26 protein-coding genes are annotated in these 21,760 nt (G+C 41.9%); 19 read left to right on the forward strand and 7 right to left on the reverse strand.

The genetic code is table 11. The features are described 5' to 3' along the window. Positions 1–422 precede the first annotated feature (422 nt). The 6 genes from pdxK to QZ995_RS22725 all read left to right on the forward strand — a co-directional run bounded on the left by pdxK (position 423) and on the right by QZ995_RS22725 (position 5,640). The gene (pdxK, locus tag QZ995_RS22700; RefSeq protein ID WP_301812127.1) at positions 423–1,232 is read left to right on the forward strand and encodes a pyridoxine/pyridoxal/pyridoxamine kinase; all 810 of its coding nucleotides are present in this window, start codon (positions 423–425) and stop codon (positions 1,230–1,232) included. A gap of 233 nt (positions 1,233–1,465) precedes the next feature. After that, complete coding sequence (locus QZ995_RS22705; protein WP_301812129.1) at positions 1,466–2,839, forward strand: right-handed parallel beta-helix repeat-containing protein; 1,374 nt, start codon at positions 1,466–1,468, stop codon at positions 2,837–2,839. Continuing rightward, entirely contained in the window at positions 2,836–3,522 is a 687-nt protein-coding gene (locus QZ995_RS22710; protein WP_301812131.1) for a nitrous oxide reductase accessory protein NosL, read from the forward strand. The genes QZ995_RS22705 and QZ995_RS22710 overlap by 4 nt, the downstream gene beginning before the upstream one ends. 55 nt (positions 3,523–3,577) lie before the next feature. After that, complete coding sequence (locus tag QZ995_RS22715) at positions 3,578–4,396, forward strand: ABC transporter permease (protein WP_301812133.1); 819 nt, start codon at positions 3,578–3,580, stop codon at positions 4,394–4,396. Beyond that, on the forward strand, positions 4,389–5,201 hold the full coding sequence (locus QZ995_RS22720; RefSeq protein ID WP_301812134.1) for an ABC transporter ATP-binding protein: 813 nt from the start codon (positions 4,389–4,391) through the stop codon (positions 5,199–5,201). The genes QZ995_RS22715 and QZ995_RS22720 overlap by 8 nt, the downstream gene beginning before the upstream one ends. A 31-nt stretch (positions 5,202–5,232) precedes the next feature. Beyond that, the gene (locus QZ995_RS22725) at positions 5,233–5,640 is read left to right on the forward strand and encodes a FixH family protein (protein ID WP_301812135.1); all 408 of its coding nucleotides are present in this window, start codon (positions 5,233–5,235) and stop codon (positions 5,638–5,640) included. 102 nt (positions 5,641–5,742) lie between these two features. On the opposite strand, the gene QZ995_RS22730 is transcribed toward QZ995_RS22725, so the two are convergent. Beyond that, positions 5,743–6,306, reverse strand: a complete 564-nt coding sequence (locus QZ995_RS22730; protein ID WP_301812137.1) for a TIGR00730 family Rossman fold protein — start codon at positions 6,304–6,306, stop codon at positions 5,743–5,745. Positions 6,307–6,419: 113 nt separating this feature from the next. On the opposite strand from QZ995_RS22730, the gene QZ995_RS22735 reads away from it, so the two are divergent. From QZ995_RS22735 to QZ995_RS22775, 9 genes are all read left to right on the forward strand, one after another. After that, positions 6,420–6,749, forward strand: a complete 330-nt coding sequence (locus QZ995_RS22735) for a MazG-like family protein (RefSeq protein WP_301812139.1) — start codon at positions 6,420–6,422, stop codon at positions 6,747–6,749. Between the two features lie 276 nt (positions 6,750–7,025). Beyond that, positions 7,026–7,253 carry a FeoA family protein gene (locus QZ995_RS22740; protein ID WP_301812140.1) on the forward strand — a complete coding sequence of 76 codons (228 nt, stop codon included), beginning with the start codon at positions 7,026–7,028 and terminating at the stop codon, positions 7,251–7,253. Continuing rightward, positions 7,250–9,268, forward strand: coding sequence for a ferrous iron transport protein B (gene feoB, locus QZ995_RS22745; RefSeq protein WP_301812141.1), 2,019 nt, complete (start codon positions 7,250–7,252; stop codon positions 9,266–9,268). Before QZ995_RS22740 ends, feoB begins: the two co-directional genes overlap by 4 nt. 43 nt (positions 9,269–9,311) lie before the next feature. After that, positions 9,312–9,485 carry a FeoB-associated Cys-rich membrane protein gene (locus QZ995_RS22750; protein WP_301812166.1) on the forward strand — a complete coding sequence of 58 codons (174 nt, stop codon included), beginning with the start codon at positions 9,312–9,314 and terminating at the stop codon, positions 9,483–9,485. A gap of 164 nt (positions 9,486–9,649) precedes the next feature. Next, positions 9,650–10,717, forward strand: a complete 1,068-nt coding sequence (locus tag QZ995_RS22755) for an HD-GYP domain-containing protein (protein ID WP_301812142.1) — start codon at positions 9,650–9,652, stop codon at positions 10,715–10,717. Between the two features lie 679 nt (positions 10,718–11,396). Further along, positions 11,397–13,493, forward strand: coding sequence for an exo-beta-N-acetylmuramidase NamZ domain-containing protein (locus QZ995_RS22760; RefSeq protein WP_301812144.1), 2,097 nt, complete (start codon positions 11,397–11,399; stop codon positions 13,491–13,493). Positions 13,494–13,699: 206 nt separating this feature from the next. Continuing rightward, a complete protein-coding gene (gene motA / locus QZ995_RS22765; protein ID WP_301812146.1) occupies positions 13,700–14,503 on the forward strand; it encodes a flagellar motor stator protein MotA in 804 nt (267 codons plus the stop codon). Then, positions 14,496–15,284, forward strand: coding sequence for a flagellar motor protein MotB (motB, locus tag QZ995_RS22770; protein WP_301812148.1), 789 nt, complete (start codon positions 14,496–14,498; stop codon positions 15,282–15,284). The genes motA and motB overlap by 8 nt, the downstream gene beginning before the upstream one ends. Before the next feature lie 238 nt (positions 15,285–15,522). Next, complete coding sequence (locus tag QZ995_RS22775) at positions 15,523–15,696, forward strand: hypothetical protein (RefSeq protein ID WP_301812151.1); 174 nt, start codon at positions 15,523–15,525, stop codon at positions 15,694–15,696. Here the strand turns inward: QZ995_RS22775 and QZ995_RS22780 are convergent. Beyond that, on the reverse strand, positions 15,693–16,310 hold the full coding sequence (locus QZ995_RS22780) for a LysE/ArgO family amino acid transporter (RefSeq protein WP_301812153.1): 618 nt from the start codon (positions 16,308–16,310) through the stop codon (positions 15,693–15,695). The genes QZ995_RS22775 and QZ995_RS22780 overlap by 4 nt on opposite strands. A 124-nt stretch (positions 16,311–16,434) precedes the next feature. On the opposite strand from QZ995_RS22780, the gene QZ995_RS22785 reads away from it, so the two are divergent. Beyond that, complete coding sequence (locus tag QZ995_RS22785) at positions 16,435–17,913, forward strand: PLP-dependent aminotransferase family protein (protein WP_301812154.1); 1,479 nt, start codon at positions 16,435–16,437, stop codon at positions 17,911–17,913. Positions 17,914–17,993: 80 nt separating this feature from the next. Next, a complete protein-coding gene (locus QZ995_RS22790) occupies positions 17,994–18,224 on the forward strand; it encodes a DUF1450 domain-containing protein (RefSeq protein WP_003344989.1) in 231 nt (76 codons plus the stop codon). 88 nt (positions 18,225–18,312) lie between these two features. Here QZ995_RS22790 and QZ995_RS22795 read toward each other — a convergent pair whose 3' ends face one another. From QZ995_RS22795 to sspK, 4 genes are all read right to left on the reverse strand, one after another. Next, a complete protein-coding gene (locus QZ995_RS22795; RefSeq protein ID WP_301812155.1) occupies positions 18,313–19,557 on the reverse strand; it encodes a site-2 protease family protein in 1,245 nt (414 codons plus the stop codon). A gap of 66 nt (positions 19,558–19,623) precedes the next feature. After that, on the reverse strand, positions 19,624–19,923 hold the full coding sequence (locus QZ995_RS22800) for an iron-sulfur cluster biosynthesis family protein (protein WP_301812157.1): 300 nt from the start codon (positions 19,921–19,923) through the stop codon (positions 19,624–19,626). 95 nt (positions 19,924–20,018) lie between these two features. Beyond that, positions 20,019–20,372 (reverse strand): DUF3905 domain-containing protein, encoded by a 354-nt coding sequence (locus QZ995_RS22805; protein WP_301812159.1) that lies wholly within the window; start codon positions 20,370–20,372, stop codon positions 20,019–20,021. A 46-nt stretch (positions 20,373–20,418) separates the two neighbouring features. Then, positions 20,419–20,550, reverse strand: coding sequence for a small acid-soluble spore protein K (gene sspK, locus QZ995_RS22810; RefSeq protein WP_031411923.1), 132 nt, complete (start codon positions 20,548–20,550; stop codon positions 20,419–20,421). 89 nt (positions 20,551–20,639) lie between these two features. Here sspK and QZ995_RS22815 point away from each other — a divergent pair, with 89 nt between their 5' ends. Together QZ995_RS22815 and QZ995_RS22820 are read left to right on the forward strand one after the other, a co-directional pair. Further along, positions 20,640–20,918 carry a YqkE family protein gene (locus QZ995_RS22815; protein ID WP_301812162.1) on the forward strand — a complete coding sequence of 93 codons (279 nt, stop codon included), beginning with the start codon at positions 20,640–20,642 and terminating at the stop codon, positions 20,916–20,918. Then, entirely contained in the window at positions 20,915–21,070 is a 156-nt protein-coding gene (locus QZ995_RS22820) for a hypothetical protein (protein WP_301812164.1), read from the forward strand. Before QZ995_RS22815 ends, QZ995_RS22820 begins: the two co-directional genes overlap by 4 nt. 61 nt (positions 21,071–21,131) lie before the next feature. Here the strand turns inward: QZ995_RS22820 and QZ995_RS22825 are convergent, their stop codons facing one another. Beyond that, the gene (locus tag QZ995_RS22825; protein WP_301812165.1) at positions 21,132–21,560 is read right to left on the reverse strand and encodes a hypothetical protein; all 429 of its coding nucleotides are present in this window, start codon (positions 21,558–21,560) and stop codon (positions 21,132–21,134) included. Positions 21,561–21,760 lie beyond the last annotated feature (200 nt).

The following is a 21,760-nucleotide window of genomic DNA, read 5'->3' on the forward strand; positions in this document are numbered from 1 at the left end:
GGTGAAGGCGCAGGAGAGTTTTTTTATGATCTTATTCCATTATCCTTTTTAATTGGCCCGTGTTTTCTGTGATGGGTGTTTTCCGTAGGGAGACGTTTTATACTGGATGCCCGAGAAAGAACCTGCCGGAACACAGCTTAAGGGTTTGTTTTGCTGTAGATGTTGGGTGAGCATGCTTCTTACGCGGTCTTTGACTTGCAAAAGTATCTCCTCCAAGCGAATATAGGCTTCTATTTGTAAAAGTAGCATAAGGAGATGGGATCGCACAGGCAGAAGAGGAACCTTCTTACAATATGATCGGAAAGTATACTTCTCTAAAATTTATTCTGTTATGTTGAGGGCATCAGGTTTACAATATAAGAAGAATAGCAATCTTATTAGCAGGTATAAAGCAGGAATAGTACAAGGGGGATTTTAAGCACATGACTATGCATAAAGCTCTGACTATCGCGGGTTCAGATTCAAGCGGTGGAGCAGGAATTCAGGCAGACTTAAAAACATTTCAGGAACGCAATGTTTATGGAATGACTTCTATTACAGCATTGGTAGCTATGGATGAAAACTGGGCCCATATCGTTTATCCGCAACCTCTTGAAGCGATTGAGGCACAATTGGAAACAACTATGCATTATGTGGGAGTAGATGCCCTGAAGACAGGGATGCTGGCAACAAAAGAAGTCATTGAGCTGGCTGCCCGCAAAATTGCTGAATATAATGTAACGAAGGTTGTTGTTGACCCGGTAATGATTTGCAAAGGGGAAGACACCGTTCTCTTAGATGAGCAAGCTATTAAAGCGATGCGAGAAGAGTTAATCCCAAGAGCAATGGTTGTAACACCTAACCTGCCCGAAGCTGCATTTCTTAGTGGTTTAAAGATTAATACGGTTGAAGATATGAAAGTGGCGGCGAAGAAAATCCATGAGATGGGAGCCAAATATGTCTTGATCAAAGGCGGCGGTCGTTTGGAGGATAGCCAAGCGGTAGATCTTTTGTTTGACGGGGAGTCATTCGAAATCTTAGAAACAGAAAAATTCGATACCACATTTACACATGGGGCAGGCTGCACGTATTCTGCTGCGATCACTGCTGAATTGGCAAAAGGAGCCGAAGTGAAGGAGGCTGTTAAAACAGCGAAAGCTTTCATTACAGAAGCGATTCGCCAAGCATTCCCGTTAAACCAACATGTAGGACCAACATGCCATTCTGCTTACCGTGCTGTAGAAGGTAAATAAAACAATTCTGATCAAATAAGCTCTGTCTAAAGGAATGAGACAGGCTTATTTTTTTGCGAGTTTCCTTACTTTTCAGTAAATATTGTCCAAATTATTAAATCTTTGCAATAGGAAGCACATTTGATATACCCCCCTAGCCCTTTCGAGTCATGCTGTGATATAGCGACATATTTATCATAATAATGGCGTGATTGGATGACTGCGCTTACCATACCCCAAAAAGGAGGGGACTTATGCGGCGACATACAGCTTTCAGGATAGGTAGTTATGTTTGCTTGGTTCTGATGCTGGCCTGTTTGGTAGCTAGTGGTTTCATCATACGACCGGCGCAAGCTGAGGAGATGAAAAATGAGTTACAACAACTGATTGATCAGGCTAAGACGGATACGATTCTCAAAGTGCCAGCAGGAGAATACAGTGGTCCTGTCCTGATCACTAAGCCGATTCATGTAGAGGCAGAGGGTACTGTAACTGTACGTAGCCAAGGGGATGCTCCCGTAGTCACTTTGAAAAGTAGCCAAGCAAGTATTCGCGGTCTTACTTTATTAGATGAGCGTCAAGGTGCAGAGACTGCTACGCTAGTAGTGGAAGGCAGCCGAAATGTAGTAAAAGAGCTCACGATTGAAACAAAGGGAACAGGTCTTCAGCTGCGCAACGGTGAGCATAACCAAATCATTGGTAACAAGATCAAAGGATTGTTGGCAGGAAAAGCCATTCCTACTGGTTTAAATGAAACACGCAGTCCAGGAAAAAAGGGAAATGGTATCGACTTGAAAGAGGCCAACAACAATACCATTATGGGGAATTTGGTCGAAAATATGTTTGACGGTATCTATGTAGAGACCAGTCACAACAACCGTGTGGAGAAAAACATGGTCTACGATTCCCGTTATGGCTACCATCTCATGTTTAGTAATGATGTTACCTTGATACACAATCAGGGCGATCGGAATGTAACTGGCGGTATGGTCATGGGCTCGGACAATGCAATCGTTACAGATAACCGATTCACCAAGCAAAATGAGAGCGTTAACTCGCAAGGCATTCTGCTGTTTGATGTGCAAAAGGCAAGAGTGGAACGTAATTACGTGGAAGGAAACCGCGTGGGGCTTTATGTAGAAGCGGCAGAAAAGAATGAAATTTCCCGTAATCAAATATTGCAAAATTACATCGGTTTGCAATTGAAAGAATCGAAAGACAATTTATTTACAGGCAATCATTTTATTGGAAACGTAACTCAGGCAGAGGCCCAAGGCAGTACAGATAACCTTTTGCAGATAAATTATTGGGACAGTGCTCAAAGCGTAGATTTACAAGGGGATGGTAAGAGCGATTTGTCCTACCGTATTAATCCATTTTTCTTTGCTTTAACAGATCAAGTAGAAGCATTCCAGATTTTCTTTCAATCACCGGGACTATTATTTTTAGAGAGCATGTTTGATGATCATTCTGGCGCATTTCTGCATGATCCACAGCCTTTGATGGCGCCAATCGAGCAACAAAACCAAGCACCTGCAACTCATTCGCCGATAATCCTTGTGGTTAGTGCGGTTATGTTTTTAGGAAGCATTTATTTTATCTATTTAATGGGGGTTCGTACAAAATGAGAAAAACACATATGATTTGGGCAAGCATTGCATTGGTTTCGGCTTTAATGACAGGCTGCGGAGGGCAGTCAGCACAGCCGGTGGCGATTAATGAAAGCGTTGATAAATGCGATGTCTGCAACATGCAAATCGCTGATGATCATAATGCAACTGAAATCATTTTAAAAGATGGAAAAGCACTTAAATTTGATGATATCGGTGATCTGTTTGCTTGGATTAAAAAGAACGGAACTGAAAAAATTGAGGTTAAATTCGTGCGTGATTATCACACGAAAGAGTGGATGAATCTAAACGATGCTACTTTTGCTTACGACAAAGATTTTAAAACACCAATGGCTTACGGAGTGTACTCTTTTAAAGATAAGCAATCTGCAGAAGCGTTCGTCAAAGAACAAGGTAAAGGCCAAATCCTGACAGCGGAGCAGCTTAACAGCCATAATTGGGAAATGAATATGGACCAAATGGAGCATCACGGTGATATGAAGCATAAAGAGGGAGACAAGGCCGGCGATCATTCACAGCAGCATGATGCAAGCAAAGCAGGAGATCATTCAACGCAGCAGCATGATGCAGGTAAAGCTGAGGGACATTCAACACAACAGCATGACGCAGGTAAAAGCGCAGGCGAACACAATGGTTCTGCTCCATCCACTGAAACACCGGCTAGTGGAGCTGGGCACTAGGACGTTTTATTAAAGCACACTTGCCCGAGGGACTACAGATAGAGGAAGTGTTGATATGCAAGCTATCCATATCGCCAAGCGGGAAATACAGATTGGATTTCGCAATCCGTGGGCCTATTCATTCTTGGCCCTCTTCTCGCTATTTAGTCTAGCTTTGTTGTTGATTCAAGCCCAAGCCTACATGGAGGGGTATACCCATACGACAGGAGCTATGCTTAATTTAATCTTATATTTATTACCACTGATGACGTTGCTGCTTGGTTCCTTTTCTATTACTTCGGAAAAGGAAGAAGGAAGCTGGCAGTTACTTTCTACGTATCCGCTCTCTACATCCGCGTTTCTAGGCGGGAAATATCTGGGGCTAGCTGCTGTTTTAATTGCGATTATCAGTTTTGGATATGGCCTGTCCGGATTGGTAGGAGCTTTGTTTGGCAAAGGTTTTACGCTTTCGCTGTTACTGTTTTTCTTCCTTTTTTCTATCTTGTTAATCTTGCTGTTTTTAGGGATTGCCGTATGGATCGGAACCTTCTGTCAGAATCGTTGGCAGGCTTTAACGGTTGGTGTAAGCATTTGGTTCTTGTTTATATTAGCTTGGCCTACCCTTTTGATCTCCGTTCTGGGCTGGATGCCTTATCAAGCAATTAAGCCTGCGGTGCAAATTTTAACCATATTAAATCCAGCCGAATTGGTTCGTATTTTTATGGTCATTAAAATGGGAGGCGGCTCTATTTTTGGTCCAGAGTACTACCAATGGGTAGACTGGTTAAAGACCAGCATGGGTACGACTTTGTTCGCTGTTTTTTGCCTGCTTTGGGTGGTATTGATGATGGCTGGATCTGTCTTGGCCTGGGAAAGAAGGCGATACCGTGGGTAGCAGATCTGAAGCAGTAAATAAAGTGGCAGATACGCATGATGCAAAATCTAGTGCATCGAAAAAGGAACGTTTACTTATGAAGGGTGTGAGTAAACGGATCAAACAGCAAACATTAGTTGAACCCTTTGAGCTTTCGATGGATGCTGGTGAGATCGTGGCATTATGCGGCGGTAATGGAGCGGGGAAGAGTACTATTTTACGTATGATCGTAGGCATCACCCAACCGTCTGAAGGTAAGATTACTGTAAATGGCATGAGCTGGAAGGAAAATCGCACTGAGTATTCTAACCAGATCGGCTATATGCCCGATCAGTTCAACTTCGGCAATGGATTGACAGCTCGGGAGACTTTACAATTTTATGCTTCCTTACGTAAAATTAATGTGACAAGAACCGAGGAAGTGCTCGAATTAGTCGGCCTTACGGATGTACAAGACAAACGTGTCAGCACATTCTCAAAAGGAATGCAGCAACGCTTGTTATTTGCGCAGGCTATATTGGCAAAGCCTGCCTTGGTGGTCCTAGACGAGCCTACCAACGGACTAGATCCTTACTGGATGGAAGAGTTTGTCCAGTTAGTTCAACAAATTAAGCGGGAGGGAAGTAGTGTTATTTTTTCTACGCATCAGCTTAATATTGCGGAACTGGCGTGTGATCGAGCTATCTTTTTACAAAAAGGACGCATTATACAGCAAGGAAGTGTAGAGCACTTTCAACAAAAATACGGAACTCTCGGCTTACAAGGAGCGTTCGCAGAAATCTTTCCATTTGGACAACGTGCAGGGCAGGATTTAAAGCTAAGTTAATCACACTTTGCCAGCGAAAGAGTACTGAAGGATGAAAGGGTTGAAAGTGATGGGAAATCCCCAAAACAGGAAAGGAAGCCTGCTTTCCCTCTTCATTCTCATCCTATGCGTATTAACGCTAGTTGGGTGTGAACCAAGAGGGCCTAAGCCAGATATAACAGCAGAATTTAGCAGTGAACCAGCACCTCCTAAAGTAGGAGAGCAAACGATTTTAACTGCCAAATTGGGTGGGCTGGAGAATTATGATGAGGTGTATGTCGATATCGAACTAAAATTGGAGGGGCAACGTACACGCGAGCTAGTGAAAGCCAAGCAGGGAGAGAAGGCGGTATATGCGGCCAAGCAAAAGTTCTCTAAACCTGGCACGTACGATGTTACGGTCCATGTGTATACACCGCAACTGCACGAAACAGTAATGAAGAAGATTACAGTGGAATAAGACGGACAGTGTTGGAAGGAAATCAAGAATAGAGATATAGGGAGAGGGGAAGGCGAGTGTTTGCCCTCCCTTTTTTATTGCTGAAAGATTGCAGGATTACAACTAATATGTTTTAACAGATGGGGCCTGATACGTTTCAAACTGATCCAGTAAAGCCTTCGCATCTGAATCTACGATGCTCATAAAGCGATATTTTGCATGTAAGAACTGCTCTGTTACCATGTGGTCAAATAAAGCAAGCAACGGATCATAGTAGTGATTAAGATTGAGAAGACCCAGAGGCTTTTGATGGATTCCAATTTGAGCCCAAGTAAATACCTCAAAAAATTCCTCTAACGTACCAGGACCCCCAGGTAACGCAATAAATCCATCTGCCAGTTCTGCCATTTTGGCTTTTCTCTCATGCATGGAATCCACAATGTAAAGCTTTGTTACATGCTGATGAGAGATTTCTCGATCTATGAGCAACTGGGGCATGACGCCGATCACCTCACCGCCTTCCTCTAATACTGTGTCAGCGACTGTGCCCATAATTCCAACGCTTGCCCCGCCGTAAACCAATGTAATACCTCGTTTGGCCAATTCTTTACCTAATTGGACAGCCCCTTCCCGATAAGCCGGTGATGCTCCATTACTTGAACCACAGAAAACAACTAGACGTTTCAATGCAAGTACCTCCATTCAGTTCGTACCAATTGTGTAGGGTTGTATTGTCATGTAACATTATATAGAATTTTTAGATAAACGTAAGCAATAGTTTGAGTAAGGAGGCTGCTAGATTGAACATCGTAGAATTTCAAAAATGGGTCAAGGATTATTATGAACAAAGAGGATGGTCGGAGTTAGATATTTTTATTCGCATCGGTTTTCTTGCAGAAGAAATGGGCGAGGTAGCAAGGGCAATCAGGGCTCTGGAAATTGGTAGAGATCGGCCGGATGAAAAGATAGGAACCATGATAGAAAAAAAACAAGAATTAACAGAAGAGCTTGGGGATGTGCTTGGGAATCTCATTGTCATTGCGAACAAGTATGATATTTCCCTTGAAGAGATTTTTCAATCTCATCGCGAGAAATTGCAAAAACGTTATGCACAGCATGACAAATCCTGAGCTTGTTTTCCTCTACATATTCTAGGCTTGCTAGCTTCTATAAGCTGGTAAAGCCTTTTTTTAATCTGCCTTCATGCTATCTTGGCCTACCTTTTATCTTTTATCTAAAAAGAACTCTCGGTTGTTAAGAAAGTAAATTCTGCTGCATGTAGTGATTTATTTCACATTAAATCTAATAGATGTCTACTATAATACAACTAGACTGATAATGATTATCGTTTCGGATTGAAATGAAAGCTCTATAGAAACACAGCTTTAAAGACGAGGTGATAGGTAATGGTACTAGCAGATGTTAAAGCGGGGATTTCCGCCCGAATTGTAGATATTACTCAAGTGAGCGATCTAGTGAGGCGGCGCTTAGTCGATTTGGACATTATGGAAGGAACGGTTGTCCGTATAAAAAAAACTCTGCCATTTGGCGGTCCATATACATTGGAAGCAGGAGGTCAAATTATCGGGATTAGACGAAATGAAGCCAAACAGATAAAGGTCGTGTGTGAATGATTACGATTGCTCTTGCAGGTAACCCCAATACGGGGAAGACCACATTATTTAATATTCTGACCGGCTCATATGAATACGTGGGAAACTGGCCCGGTGTAACTGTTGAGAAAAAGATAGGATTGCTCCGTAACAAACAAGGCCGGCTGATTGATTTACCGGGTATCTATTCATTGAATCCTCTGTCCAAGGACGAGGGCGTGGCCACTCAATATTTAGTGGATCACCATCCGGACTTGCTATTAAATATTGTGGATGCCTCGCAATTAGAACGGAATCTGTACTTAACCGTACAGCTATTGGAATATGGAACACCAATGGTTATTGGACTAAATATGACAGATGTTGCAAAAGCTAGAGGCTTTGCCATTGATGAGACAAAGCTGGCTGAGAAGCTCCAGTGCTCTGTCTTGCCGATTGTTGCCCGTACAGGAGCTGGATGCCAGCAGCTAGCTGATAGCTTTAGTCAAGCAGTACAAAAGCCAAACCGTCCGTTCTATGTAAATTATGGAGAAGTACTTGAGGAAACAATCACTACGCTTGAGGAATTATTGCCGGCAAGCCTAGAACAGCTACCTCCGAAGCGTTGGTTAGCTCTTCAATTTTTAGAAGGCAACCAATTAGTGTCTGACTTGATGGAGAAATATGTATCAAGAGCCCGATTAGAAGAGATCTACAAACAAGCAGAAGCGAACATCAAAAAAATAGAGAGTTACCAAAATCGTACACTCCAGCAATATATACGCAAAGTTCGCAGTACACTTATTCATGACATGATCTCAAGCTGCAGGGAGCAGGTTAGACAGGTTGAGAAAACCTGGACGGATCGCATTGACTTCTTTTTAACGCATAAATTTTTAGGCTTGCCTATCTTTTTATTGTTTATGTACCTCACCTTTAAATTAACCTTTGAATGGATTGGGGCTCCGATTTCTGATGCCTTCGATGAGTTCTTGGGCGGTCCGTTTACGGATTGGCTTCGAGCTACCTTGGAGGGGATCGGAGTTTCTGAATTCTTGCAAGCGGCTCTACTAGATGGTGTTGTTGCCGGAGTCGGAGGCGTGCTTGTTTTTGTTCCGCAGATTTTTGTATTATTTTTCCTCATCTCACTTATCGAGGACTCTGGCTATATGGCACGGGTTGCCATGGTCATGGATAAAATTATGGAGATGATCGGGTTAAATGGAAAAGCTTTTATTCCCATGATTATCGGTTTTGGTTGTAATGTACCGGGAGTCATGGCGGCACGTTCAATTGAACAGCCCAAGGAACGACTTTTAACCATTTTGTTAACACCTCTTATGTCGTGTTCGGCTCGTTTGCCAATCTATAGCTTATTTGTTGGAACGTTCTTTGCAGCTAATCAAGCCATTATTGTCTTGTCTATCTATGTATTAGGTATTGTTTTATCGCTCTTATTAGCAAAATTATTTTCTTCGACTGTATTAAGGCAGGAAGGCTCTATGTTTATTATTGAGCTGCCCCCCTATCGGATACCGCAGGGACGTACATTATTTCGTAGCACGTGGGAAAAAGGAAAGGGATTTATTCGGAAAGCGGGAACCTTCATTTTTGGAGGCTCGATTGTCATTTGGTTCTTGAGCTATGCTGGTCCAGCAGGGCTTGATGTAGAGCTTAACGATAGCTTCCTTGCCATGATCGGCGGGGGATTGGCGCCACTGCTGATACCGCTTGGCTTTGGAACGTGGCAAGCGGGGGCTGCCCTCATTACAGGCTTCTTAGCAAAAGAAGTAGTAGTGTCTACGATGAATATTATTTATGCAGCGCCAGATGATCATACACTACAGGCTGTCATTCAAACACATTACTCCTCTTTGGGCGCTTATAGCTTTATGGTCTTTGTTCTCTTGTATGTTCCATGCTTGGCAACAGTAGCTGTGATTAAAAAGGAAACAGGTTCTACGAAATGGACATGGTTCTCTGTGCTTTATGGACTTTGTATTGCCTACGCAGTATCGTTCATTGTCTATCAGGTAGGGACATTGCTCGGATTTTAGATAATCAAAGAAGCCGCAGAAGGGATGGACAGTGATGCTTAACATGATACTCAATATTGTTATTGGAACGTTCATTTTTGGTTATGCAGCGTGGACCTTGTGGCGATATGTTCAGAAGAGTAAAAGGGGGAAATGTGCTGGCTGCAGCCAGGAGAAAAAATGCTCATCAGCGTGCTGTCTGCCTGATTCAACCCAACAGAAGCATATTCCAAGATAAGATCATAAAAAATTTGATGATTTAATAGAAAAAAGCTGGAAGCTCATGAAAAGGAGCCCAGCTTTTTGTTGTTTTTATTATTCTACTTCTCAGAAAAATATTTCACTAGTTACTATATTTTGCCGATATTTGTAAAGAGGATACAAAAAAGGGGGGAAAGGGCGTTGGTTCAAGTACATATGGATCTTAGTTTAGAGGGGAGAGTGCTGGCGGAGGATATCTATAACGCATATGGTGTGCTTCTTTTATCAAAAGGCACCGTGCTAACCTCCAAAGAAATCGCTAAATTAAAAGGAAATGGCTTTCAAACAGTTAACGTAAAAGAGATACCTCACAATCAAGAGGATGATCGCTATCTACGTAAGCAATTTCAGCAGATTTCCGCTAATAAGCACTTGGTTGAAACCTATATGAATGCCACGCAAACCTTAAAGAGCTTATATACCTCTGTTACACACCAGTACATGCCGCCCATCCATGAATTTGAACAACTATATGAAACATTGCGTGATCAAGTTATAAGCCAAAGGGATTTGTTTCGCTCGTTGTATTTACTAGAAGGGTCAGAAAATTACACGTATCGGCATTCTATTAATGTTGGCATTTTATCGGCTATCATTGCTAATCTGGTCGGCATGCCCCGAGAAGAAGTACAGATGATGGGAGTTGCTGGTTTATTACATGATATCGGTAAAATGCTGGTTCCTTCAGAAATCGTAATGAAGCCAGATCGGCTGACGGAGGACGAATTTGAAATCATGAAGCTTCACACGGTGTACGGGCATGATTTGTTCCAGAAATCCGGGGAATTTCCTGAAGTTTTTGCTCAAATTGCTCTGTTGCATCATGAAAGAATGGATGGCAGTGGATATCCTGAGAAACGTAAAGGCGATGAAATACCTTTATCCTGTCAGATCGTAGCCATTGCTGATATGTTTGACGCAATTTGCTCTGATCGAATTTATAAAGAACGTACATCACCGTTTGAAGCAGCCCAATTGTTATGGAACGATGCATGCAGAGGAAAACTAAATCCCAAAATTGTCTCTACCTTTATGCAGTCGATCATCTCGATGTATATCGGAAGTCGTGCCCTGCTTAATAATGGTGACGAGGTAGAAATTGTCCTCATAAACGCAGACGAGCCCATGCGACCACTAGTGCGAAAAGGGACAGAATATTTCGATTTGAGAAACAGGCGAGATCTACATTTGCAAAAAATGATTTTGTAAGCGAAAATCTTCCCTCATCGAAAAATCCTAAACCTAACTAAGACCCGTCTGCTTTTTCAGGAGTCGGGTTTTTTGCTGGAGGTAACAGTGGCTGAGTCAGCATTCATCCATAAATACTCACGATAAAAAGATCGCAATAGGTTTCAAGCTGTTTGAATAATGCTGCCATCTAATATGACAACCACATAAGACATTCTCGAGCCTCTTCTGCATTTACCTGCTGGAATAGGTGATTATAGAAAAGTTATGCAAAAACAGCTTAAAGAAGAGGTTCTGTGGCCACTGCCCAAAATAATAGCAATATGACGATTGCTTTCATATATTTTACCAAGGGAAACACTGTTGTCGGCACCTAAAAAAACTGGTTTATTCCAAAAGGGAGTGTTCTCAATGTTAGAGGAGCGTTATGAAAGATTTGCCATTATTGTTTTAATGATCGTTTGCTGCTTTGTTGGACTGTAACTAGCAAAAAACGGCTGAATGATGATGTCAAAATCAGTCGTTTGTTACTAGTTTTTGATTAGATTTTTCAGCAAAATAATACGTTTTACCCAAGTTTTACAGCAATCGACTTATTTTTTCATACTGGATGAAACTATTTGTTAAAAAGAGAGTCTCATTTATATAGAAGTTTATTTATATATTTCGCAATTATTTCGTAGGAAGGAATTTATAAATTATGCGCAAAGGTATACTTTTTCTCACGTGTCTGATTATGCTGATGTTCGTCTCAGATCGAAATTCCTATGCGAATCCACCGAGTATCAGGCTAGGTGATGATGTCCTAATCACGAAATATCATCATCTTATTGATGGGAAAAGGATTGGGTTGGTTACCAACCAAACAGGAATGAATAGTCAGGGACAAAGCATCATAGATGTTCTGGGCAAATATCATAATGCCACCTTAGCGGCTTTATATGGTCCAGAGCATGGAATTGATGGGCAGGCTCAGGCTGGGGCCTATGTGGAATCTTATATACATAAAGATTGGAATATTCCCGTCTACAGTTTGTATGGTAAAACCAGAAAACCAACCGCCAATATGCTAAAAAATGTTGATGTTTTGGTATTTGATTTGCAAGACATCGGAGCGAGAAGCTACACGTATATATCCACTTTGCATGATGTGATGGAAGCGGCTCGCGTGCATAAAAAGCCGCTAATTGTTCTCGATCGTCCTAATCCGTTAGGTGGAAAAATTGTGGATGGTCCAGTCCTAACGCCTCCTTATCTAAGTTTCGTCGGTGTGGACGAGCTGCCATTGGCACATGGAATGACGATAGGGGAGCTAGCACAGTTTTTTAATAGAAAAATTGGTGTTCATCTTACCATCATCCCCATGGATTACTATGCAAGAGGTATGATTTTTCAAGATACAGGACTTACATGGGTGAAAAGCTCTCCGCAGGTTCCTAACCTGGCTTCAGTCTTTGGTTATCTGGCAACAGGGCTTGGAGAGGGAATCGGCTTACAGCACAGTGATAACTTTAAATGGGTAGGCGCAGAGGGGATTCAAGCTAACCAGCTTGCTAAGATGTTAAATGATGCAGATTTGCCAGGGGTTGTGTTTGTACCTGAGACGAAAGGGTTTGCTGGCGGTGTTCGTTTGCAAATTATCGATTACCATGCTTTTAATCCAGCACGCACAGGGATGTATGTCTTGGCATACGCTAACCAACTAACCTCATCTATTATGAAAAATCAAGATAAACGGTTCAATCCAGATCAGTTTGACAAAATAATGGGAAGCAGTGAACTTCGAAAAGCTTTAGCACGCAAGGCGTCGCCGGAAGAACTTGAAGCATTGTATGCTCCAATGGTTAATTCCTTTAAAATGGAACGCTTGCCTTATTTAATTTACGAGGATATTGGCAAGGAATATATGGGAGCAATTGTGGATTCCGGCAAAAAAGTAACAGTGGAACCAAAACCGGATACAACGAGTCCAGAACCAACACCAGAACCAAAGCCAAAACCAGAACCGAGCACACCGAAACCGGTGACAAAGCCGACCCCAAAACCTGATGTAACGACACCAGTACCAGGTACAGACACAAAACCAAATCCAACAACGTCAGGACAAAAACCGGACACGGCAACACCGAAACCGGTATCCTCTCAAAAGGTAGCACATCTTACCTTTGATGATGGTCCGTCTAATGTTACGGTCCAAATTCTGGATGTTTTGAAGCAACACAATATTAAGGCAACATTCTTTGTTTTAGGGCGCAATGTTAAAGGGAATGAAGCGATTTTGCGCAGAATGCTAGCAGAAGGGCATACGATTGGTAACCATACGTATTCCCATGATTACAATAAAATTTATAAAAATCCGCAAGCATTCTTTACTGATCTAAAACAATCCGAAGCAGAAATCCAAAAAATTACAGGCGAAAAACCAAACATGATTCGTTTCCCTGGCGGCAGTAATAATGGTGTTAGCAAGAAAGCACAAGATACCACGACCTATGGAGCCAACAAATGGGTCATGAATGATATTGTGAAAGAAGCGAAAAATCAAGGATATACCTACTTTGATTGGAATGTTAGCTCCGGTGATGCTAGATCGAATAGCTATACCCCTCAAGAAGTCATCAGAAATGTGAAGAATGGCAGTGCAAACAAACATGAGGTGGTTATCCTTATGCATGATACCAAGGCAAAAGAAAGCACATTGAAAGCTTTGCCTCAGGTCATTGCCGATTTAAAGAAGCAAGGATTTACATTCGAGGCTCTGCAACCAACAAGTAAGACTGTTCAATTTTTAAAATAAACCATTCGAAAAAACCCTAGGATCGATGTGGAAACATCTCTAGGGTTTTTCTATCTTTAAAAAGGAAAAAAACGGCTGAAACGTGAACACAAATTTATTTTATAGCGGAAAAATGTGGTTATCTAACAAGTTATACTCATACTTACCGGCTTGTTTACCGAAATAAGAAATAGGGATATTATTTTCGGGGAATAGGGAGTGTCTTGATGGATAAGTCTTCTGTAATAGGAATTATTCTTGGGTTTGTGGCTGTCTTTGTTGGGATGGTCTTAAAGGGAGCCAGTATTAGTGCTCTAGTTAACCCTGCTGCTTTTCTAATCATTATTGCTGGAACGGTTGCTACTATTTTTGTAGGCTTCCCTATGGTAGAAGTAAAAAGGATTCCCAAAATCATGAAAGTCCTTTTTACCAATCAACAGGAACCTGATAAGCGTGAACTGATAAGCCAATTCATGACGTGGGCAGGTATTGCCAGACGTGAAGGATTGCTAGCTTTGGAAAATACAGCTGATGAGATTCAGGACCCGTTTTTACGCAATGGCATGAAGATGATTATTGATGGTGGAGAGCCTGAATTTGTTCGCGATGTACTTGATGAAGAAATCAGTGCTATGGAAGAACGTCATCATAGCGGTGCGCTTATCTTTACCCAAGCAGGTACATATGCTCCAACGCTAGGGGTTCTAGGTGCGGTTATTGGTTTGATCGCGGCCTTGGGGAACCTTGCTGACGTAGAGGCCTTGGGGCACTCGATCGCAGCTGCCTTCGTAGCAACCTTGCTAGGTATTTTCACAGGTTACGTTTTATGGCATCCCTTTGCTAACAAATTAAAACGTAAATCACAACGAGAAGTTGAAGTAAGACGCATTATGATTGAAGGATTACTATCCATACAGGCGGGGGTTTCTCCGACTGCTATCGAGCAAAAACTACTGGTTTACATCCCAGTTGTTGAACGCCAAGCAGTGAAAGAGGGATCTAGCGAGGAGGGAGTCGGCGTTAATGGCTAAACGCAAAAAGAAGCATGAAGAGCATATTGATGAAACATGGCTCATTCCTTATTCGGATTTGCTAACCTTGCTATTAGCCCTCTTTATCGTATTGTTTGCGGCTAGTTCCGTAGATGCTAAGAAGTTTAGCCAATTAGCTCAATCGTTTAATGTAGCTCTGAATGGAGGGGTCAGTGTACTAGATTTCCCTTCACCGGTTGAGCCAATCAACTCAGAAGAGCAATCCCTTATGAAGCCTGGGGGAAATGAGCAGATTGTTGACAAGACCAAGTATGAACAACAAATGAAATATCTGCAGGAAACAGAGAAGCTTGACCAACTAAAAAAACAGTTGGATGGTTATTTGAAAGAGAATAATCTTACAGGCAAATTGCACACGAAGGTCACCGATGAAGGATTGCTAATTACAATTATGGATAATGCTCTTTTTGCATCAGGCAGTGCAAAGGTGAAACCGGAAGCAAGGAATTTGGCGTTTGAGATTTCTAAGCTGCTGGAACCAGATGGCAGACGAGTAACAGTATCTGGTCACACAGATAATGTACCGATCAGAAACAGTCGATTTGAATCTAACTGGCAGCTCAGTTCAGAGCGTGCTTTGAATTTTATGACCATCCTATTGGAAAACAAAAAGCTAGATCCAAGTAAGCTGAGCATACGTGCATTTGGTGAATTCCAGCCAGTCGCTTCCAATAAGACGGTTGATGGTCGCGCAACGAACCGTCGTGTAGAAGTGGCGATTCTGCGCAATTTTGAGAAAAGCAGTGAAACAACAAAATAAGCTCATACAGAAATGAAATATGAGTGTGTTAAAAAAGGCCGTTTCATGACGGCCTTTTTTGTTTGGTCATATGCGATGGAAAGCAGGGCAGGTTAAAAATTTGCATCCCTAAACCTTTTTGAATAAGCTTTTATTGAATTTTATGAATACGGATAGCAATCTTCTGCTATTCTATAAAACATAAAGAGTTTATCATTCCGCAAGTAGTGAATATGGTTCCACTGATAGGGGAGGAGTTATGAACAGTATTTGGTGGTTGCTACTCATTCTATTCATAATTGGCATGATTCGTCATCTCTATCAGATACGCCATGATAAGAAGAGTACATTTGCAAAAGAAGCCCTGTTTCTCTTTTATTTAATAAGCTCGTTGCAGCTATTCATCTTTCTTCTATTTGCTGTGCTGCACTAGCTAGAGAGCCCGGAGTAAATGAGATAGGCAGAGGCCAGCCAGATAAGGATAGCTGCCAGTTTATTAATAACAAGCATGATTCGACCAGTATTATCTACTTTTCCTAGCATCCTACCTGCCCACGCTAGACTTAAGAACCACATCCACGAAATAAGTATACATGCCACCGTAAAGGCCACTTTCTCATTACCAGTATAGGCTGTTGAACTGGTTCCAATTACACCAATCGTATCCATAATGGCATGCGGATTTAAAAGTGAGACAGATGCTGCGAACATGACCTGCTTTTGCCAAGTAAAGGAAGCATGGATAGTCACGTTCGCCGCGTTGGTCGTTGATCTCCAAGTCATATAACCCAAGTATAGCAAGAAGCAAGCTCCCACTACTACTAAAGCCGTTTTTAACCATACAATTTTCCACAATAGCATCGATACTCCCAATACCGCGAGTAAAGTCAGAATCGTATCGCAAATACTAGCTGTAATAATCGAAGGCAGGGCTCGGGTAAACTTCTTATGGGCGGCTCCTTGATTAAAAATAAAAATGTTTTGTACGCCTAAGGGTAAGATTAGTCCAAATGCTAGCACCATGCCATGTAACCAAGCGAGTACCATAATTTATCACCTCTTTTTCTTTATTTGTATCTTACCTGGAGGAATTTCTACTGTCTGCATCCAATTGGTTGGTTAATCACCCAACCAAGTTTAGATATCTGCTTGAACCCCAGGGAGGAAGCATGTGAAGAATAAAAAGAAGCCAAATATGTTAATAGGCTTGGGAGAATGGAGGCCGAAACGGGATGACCCGGTCCCTCTTTATCGCCAAATTGCATCGTATATACGCGAAAAAATTAGTTCTGGTGAATGGCCGGTAGGTTATAAAATTCCGCCGGAGCGTACGTTAGCTCTTACCTTTAAAGTGAATCGCAGTACAGTGGTTGCTGCGGTTCAGGAATTGACTGCGGAGGGCTTAATTCAGGGGAAAAGTGGAAGCGGCACGATCGTCGTGCAACAGCCAGACCCGTTTACTACCCTGCACTGGCCTAGCTATGTGAATGCCGGCATGTTTCACCCTAACCTTCCTACCATTCAAGAGATTAATCGGCTAGAATTTGTACCGAACATGATACGCTTAGGAACGGGAGAGCCATCTAGCGATCTGTATCCCCATGCCAAAATGAAACAGGTGCTGGCTCAGGTGGCCGAAAAAATCCCTTCCCTTGGCTATGAAGAACCCAAAGGGCTGTACAAGCTCCGTAGGGAGGTCAGCAGGCATTTAGGGAAAAAGGGTATAGATGTATCACCCTCATGTGTTTTGATCGTCTCAGGGGCTTTGCAGGGGCTACAATTAATTTCTTTAGGCTTGATGCACCCTGGAGCAACCATGTTGATGGAAAAGCCCTCATATTTATACTCATTAAATCTACTACCATCTGCGAGTATCCGAATGAAAGGAATTGAACTGGATGCACAAGGGATATCCCAGAGGGCTTTACTAGCAGGTATCCGGCAGCAGAGGGCGCACATGCTGTATACTATTCCTACTTTTCAAAATCCAACTGGTAAGGTATTAAGTGAGAGTGGCAGAAAGCAGTTGCTTACACTGTGCCAAAAAGAGCGGATCGCTTTAATAGAAGATGATGTGTATTCAGATTTGTGGTTGGACAAAGAGCCACCTTTGCCGATTAAAGCGCTAGACCAAAAAGGCATCGTCCTGTATTTAGGTAGTATGTCTAAAACGATCAGCCCCGGTTTGCGCATCGGATGGCTGGTGGCACCAGAAACAGTGATAGACCGTTTGGCTGACTTAAAGATGCAGACGGATTATGGAGCCAGCTCCCTCTCACAATGGACTGTGTATGAATGGCTGGCAAGCGGATTGTATGAACAGCATTTACTTTATGTGAGAGAGCAGCTTCGAGCCAGAAGAGATTTTATGCTAGCTTTACTCGAACGATATTTTAACGATCTTGCTACCTGGTCTATTCCAGCAGGAGGTTTTTATATCTGGCTTCGCTTTTTAAATGAGAAGATATCCATGAGCTCCTTGTTTAAAAAAGCCCAGCAGCAATCCATCCTATTAAATCCAGGTAATTTATATGATCCTCTGGACGATACCCATTTACGGCTCTCTTACTCGTATGCTAGCTACGAACAATTGGAATTCGGATTAAAGCAGTTGGCTCAAATCGTCAGGAACTTGGTGGAATGCCCATGAGGATGTTGCGACAATTGCAAAAAACAGCTATAGTGATTACTGATATACTGGGCTTTCGTCTGTAGAAAGGAACATGTAGAATGTCAAATGATCTACGCATCTGTGATGAGTGCAAAGGATACAACGCCGAAGAATTCGCGGAACGGTTAAAAGAGATGGTTCCGGATGCGAAGGTAGAAATCGGCTGTCAAAATATGTGCGGTCATTGCTTAAAGCGAGCTTTTATTTATGCAAATGGACGTTGGTTTATTGGGAATAATGAAGAAGAACTAGTTAAAAAAATGCAACCGCACATTAAAAGGAAACAATAGACCGATTGCTTTTCTCGGTCATTCCCCAAACAAAAAGACAAAATCTCTGCTTACAAGCAAGCGGTGATTTTGTCTTTTTTTCTACAAGCTATGCTGTTTTCATTACCTGTCTTAATTCTAATAACATTTGATCAGAATAGAAGTAAAAAGCGGCTAACAGTCCAGCTAGCGCTAGATAAGCAAGTAATACCTTCCAACGAGTAGCAGCGCTTGCCTCATAGTAACCAGCATGGTGTTCCAACTCTTTATTCATCTCAGCTAGCTTCAATTCAGTACTGGAAATTGTTTGTTGCAAAATTCCCTGCTCAGATTGGTACGAATCCTGCTCTGTTGTGGGAATGTGATTCTCAGCATTTGAAGTGTGTTCAGAAACGGACTGAGCCTCTGTAGCTGATGCAGTAGTGTCGGAATATTGGTTCCATGCATTCCGATATTGCTCTTGCTCGTGAGCGACCAATAGCTCCCAGCGCTTTATGATAAACTGGCGATCAAGCTGGAGCTTCTTGTAAGCCAATTTTTTCTCTTCCTGAAACAAAGGAAACGTAAAGGGTTTTTTGGGCTGAGCTTGTTGCGCTTGCAGGTATAAACGTTGTAGATCATATCTTTCCTGCGATGTAGGAGGCTCAACGATCCAACGCGAAAGCTCCTGATGAAGCTGCTCCCACTTAGCACGTTCATATTGAAGCTGTTTATGCCTGTAATCGCTGGTAAGATGCGACCACCAAGAAAACATGCCAAAGATGAAAATCAGCACGAGCATAGGACTTGGTGAAAAGAAGATAAAAGCTCCTAAAATAAGTAAACCCAAAAACCAAATATTGGGGGATAAAACTCCTACGATACGGCCTCCATCAAGTGGAGAAACCGGAAGTAAATTAAATAGGTTGAGAATCGCCCCCAAATGAATGACTAATGCCCATAATGGGTCTTCTGTATAGATATATAGTGGGATGGCGGGCAAAAACGAGAGTAATCCGGCGAGTGGTCCCCCATATGCGAGAAAAGCTTCTGTTTGTGCATCTCGCGGCATTTCTTTTAAATTAATGAAAGCTCCAACAAAAGGAATAAACATGGGCCAGCCTGTATTAATTCCTTTGATCCGCGCAGCAATTACGTGTCCTAATTCATGAATAAAAATCAAGTAGATAAGGGCGACTGCAAATTTCCACCCAAATGCAAGAGCATAAAAATAAAGAGCAAATCCCATGCTGATAATGGTTCCTGTAAATTTAAATCCTTTCAAAAAGAGAAAAATAAATTTAAACTTTGTCAGTAAAAACAGCCCAATCGCTACTAAAATTGAGCGATTTGCATTTTTAGATTTGGCGGACATGATTTGAATTCCTCCTGGAAATACGTGGTTTCTTTACTAATACGATTCAACATACAGAATGGTTTCCTAAGGCTGCAAACCCGGATTCGTAAACATAAAGCCGTATTCTCCTAGCTGCTCATCGTATGATAAGGTACCTCCATCAAAATACCAAAAATCACTGGGACGAATCACAAAGCGCAGACCAGCTACTTCATAGAGAGCATCATCGGATTGAAGCTGATCCTTTTCTACAGCATAAAACAACCCTCCAGTACCTGGTCCAGAGGTTCTAACATACAGACGGATGGTTTCACCAGGAACAAACCCGGCATATTTTTGATAGGCCTTTGAAAATTCAGGCGTTATTGTTAATTGAAGTTTCATTGATATCGTTTCCTTTCTGGTCATTCCAGTTGCTTTTGTTATTGTAGCATAAAAAACCAGCACCTTTCCTTGTTGGAGAAGATGCTGGTTTTTATCTAATCGGTGTGATAACTTACGTCTTTATCCAAATGGGTAAACATGTCCTTTTTCTTCCGAAGCTGTTGTTTTTCCAATAGCTCACGGTTTTCGCGAGTATTCCAGCCAATGTCATTAGTAGGGTGTACCCATTCTGGACCTGCCATGATAGCAGGGTCCACATCGCGAGACCAATTGTTTATCGGAGAATCGGCAGAATTATAGGCGCTATCCCCAATCGTAATTCCGTATTGGTTAACAAAGGGAGCCTGCATGCTAACGTGGGCCTGCTTAAAGTCAGGCGCATTGATTTGATGCGGCAGTGTTTGATCAACAGCAAGTGGATTCCTATCTCTTGGAGGCTTGCTTTTCATAAAAAAACCTCCTTTATGAAAACGTATTGTGCACTGCAACTCAGGATTAGCGGTTTTCTTTCATCCGTTCTTGGGGCTCAGCATTAATTGAACCATTAGAGCGCACAGCCTCGGATCGTGATTTTGGACCTTGTGTATCTGCGGTTTTTCCAAAGTCCTTTGATTTGTTTCGCACCATGTGAATCCCTCCAATGATTTTCTCGCTTGTAGTATGACCTAAAGTGGTACAATAAATGAGAGATAAAGTTGGAAAGGTTGGTAGTTACTATGGCAAAAAAACGTGGGAATCGTACACAAAATCAAACGAAACCAGCACAGGATGCTTTGGCTTCGGATAAATCAGGAAATAGCTTAAAGGATTTGTTAGGCGATAATGCTTTAAGTAAGTTAAAGCAAATGGAAAAGGAATTGAAGGAAGGAAAAGAAAGGCAGGCACGTGAAGAAGCGGAACAACGTCGCAAGGAATTAGAGGAGCGAGAGAAAAATAAAAGCTTCGGTGAGCTTTTAGCGGATTACGAAAAAAAAGGAGGCAGCAAGTACTCTTGAAACCAGAAGACCGACGACCAGACACCTCTAAAAATGGGATGATGAAAAAAAATACCCTGAAGGTGCGGGAAGAATCGATACGTGAGCGAGGACGCTCTATAGTAGACAGACTAAATGCTCGAAAAATGCGGGTAGAAGATAATAAAAAATAGAATCTGTTTTTAGTGAAGAAAAAAGGCCCGCCAATTTGCGGGCCTTTTCGTTTATATCGCATTAGCCAAAAATTATATGGCTTGGTTTTTGTATTGGTGCTTCTTGTGTCGTCTCTGGAAGTACATTTGGATAGAATTTTTTCATGTCTTCATTTCCAGATGCTGGAGCCGCTTCTTGTGTTGGCAACATAACTGGATAGAACTTTTGAATAGTATTGGCTGCTGGCTGATCGGTTTGAGTTGCTACAGGTAACATAGCAGGGAAAAACTTGCTGAAGTTTGAATCCGTTACGTTGCTTTGTTGTTGAGCAGTTGGCAGAATTGCTGGAAAATACTTTTCAATCGATTTGTCCGCTACTGGATCAGCTACGGTCTGAGTTGGGTTAGCAGGTAGTTTGAACAAATAATTTGCTTCTGCAGCAAATGCAGAGTTTACCATCAATAATGATCCTACGGCAGCTACTCCTAGAGTCAACATAGCTTTTTTCATGTTAGTCCCTCTTTTCATGTCTCTTTTTTAGTTTGACTGGTCAGTATAAATATCTATATATTTTTCATTTTAGTTAATTTATCCAATTTGTAAAGGGGTTTTATAAAAATTAAAATAATCTGTCAATTTAATGAAAAAACAGGCTGAAACCTGAAGGTATCCAGCCTGTTAAGTAGTTTAGTTTCGTAATTTCTCTTCTG

Source organism: Brevibacillus laterosporus (assembly GCF_030489605.1).
GTDB classification, from domain to species: Bacteria; Bacillota; Bacilli; order Brevibacillales; family Brevibacillaceae; genus Brevibacillus_B; species Brevibacillus_B laterosporus_E.

Excerpts from the sequence above, each read along its gene's own strand:
- pdxK (WP_301812127.1), top strand. The coding sequence starts at position 423 with ATGACTATGCATAAAGCTCTGACTATCGCGGGTTCAGATTCAAGCGGT.
- QZ995_RS22705 (WP_301812129.1), top strand. The coding sequence starts at position 1,466 with ATGCGGCGACATACAGCTTTCAGGATAGGTAGTTATGTTTGCTTGGTT.
- QZ995_RS22710 (WP_301812131.1), top strand. The coding sequence starts at position 2,836 with ATGAGAAAAACACATATGATTTGGGCAAGCATTGCATTGGTTTCGGCT.
- QZ995_RS22715 (WP_301812133.1), top strand. The coding sequence starts at position 3,578 with ATGCAAGCTATCCATATCGCCAAGCGGGAAATACAGATTGGATTTCGC.
- QZ995_RS22725 (WP_301812135.1), top strand. The coding sequence starts at position 5,233 with ATGAAAGGGTTGAAAGTGATGGGAAATCCCCAAAACAGGAAAGGAAGC.
- QZ995_RS22740 (WP_301812140.1), top strand. The coding sequence starts at position 7,026 with ATGGTACTAGCAGATGTTAAAGCGGGGATTTCCGCCCGAATTGTAGAT.
- feoB (WP_301812141.1), top strand. The coding sequence starts at position 7,250 with ATGATTACGATTGCTCTTGCAGGTAACCCCAATACGGGGAAGACCACA.
- QZ995_RS22750 (WP_301812166.1), top strand. The coding sequence starts at position 9,312 with ATGATACTCAATATTGTTATTGGAACGTTCATTTTTGGTTATGCAGCG.
- QZ995_RS22760 (WP_301812144.1), top strand. The coding sequence starts at position 11,397 with ATGCGCAAAGGTATACTTTTTCTCACGTGTCTGATTATGCTGATGTTC.
- motA (WP_301812146.1), top strand. The coding sequence starts at position 13,700 with ATGGATAAGTCTTCTGTAATAGGAATTATTCTTGGGTTTGTGGCTGTC.
- motB (WP_301812148.1), top strand. The coding sequence starts at position 14,496 with ATGGCTAAACGCAAAAAGAAGCATGAAGAGCATATTGATGAAACATGG.
- QZ995_RS22775 (WP_301812151.1), top strand. The coding sequence starts at position 15,523 with ATGAACAGTATTTGGTGGTTGCTACTCATTCTATTCATAATTGGCATG.
- QZ995_RS22780 (WP_301812153.1), bottom strand. The coding sequence starts at position 16,310 with ATGGTACTCGCTTGGTTACATGGCATGGTGCTAGCATTTGGACTAATC.
- QZ995_RS22790 (WP_003344989.1), top strand. The coding sequence starts at position 17,994 with ATGTCAAATGATCTACGCATCTGTGATGAGTGCAAAGGATACAACGCC.
- QZ995_RS22795 (WP_301812155.1), bottom strand. The coding sequence starts at position 19,557 with ATGTCCGCCAAATCTAAAAATGCAAATCGCTCAATTTTAGTAGCGATT.
- QZ995_RS22800 (WP_301812157.1), bottom strand. The coding sequence starts at position 19,923 with ATGAAACTTCAATTAACAATAACGCCTGAATTTTCAAAGGCCTATCAA.
- QZ995_RS22805 (WP_301812159.1), bottom strand. The coding sequence starts at position 20,372 with ATGAAAAGCAAGCCTCCAAGAGATAGGAATCCACTTGCTGTTGATCAA.
- sspK (WP_031411923.1), bottom strand. The coding sequence starts at position 20,550 with ATGGTGCGAAACAAATCAAAGGACTTTGGAAAAACCGCAGATACACAA.
- QZ995_RS22815 (WP_301812162.1), top strand. The coding sequence starts at position 20,640 with ATGGCAAAAAAACGTGGGAATCGTACACAAAATCAAACGAAACCAGCA.
- QZ995_RS22825 (WP_301812165.1), bottom strand. The coding sequence starts at position 21,560 with ATGAAAAAAGCTATGTTGACTCTAGGAGTAGCTGCCGTAGGATCATTA.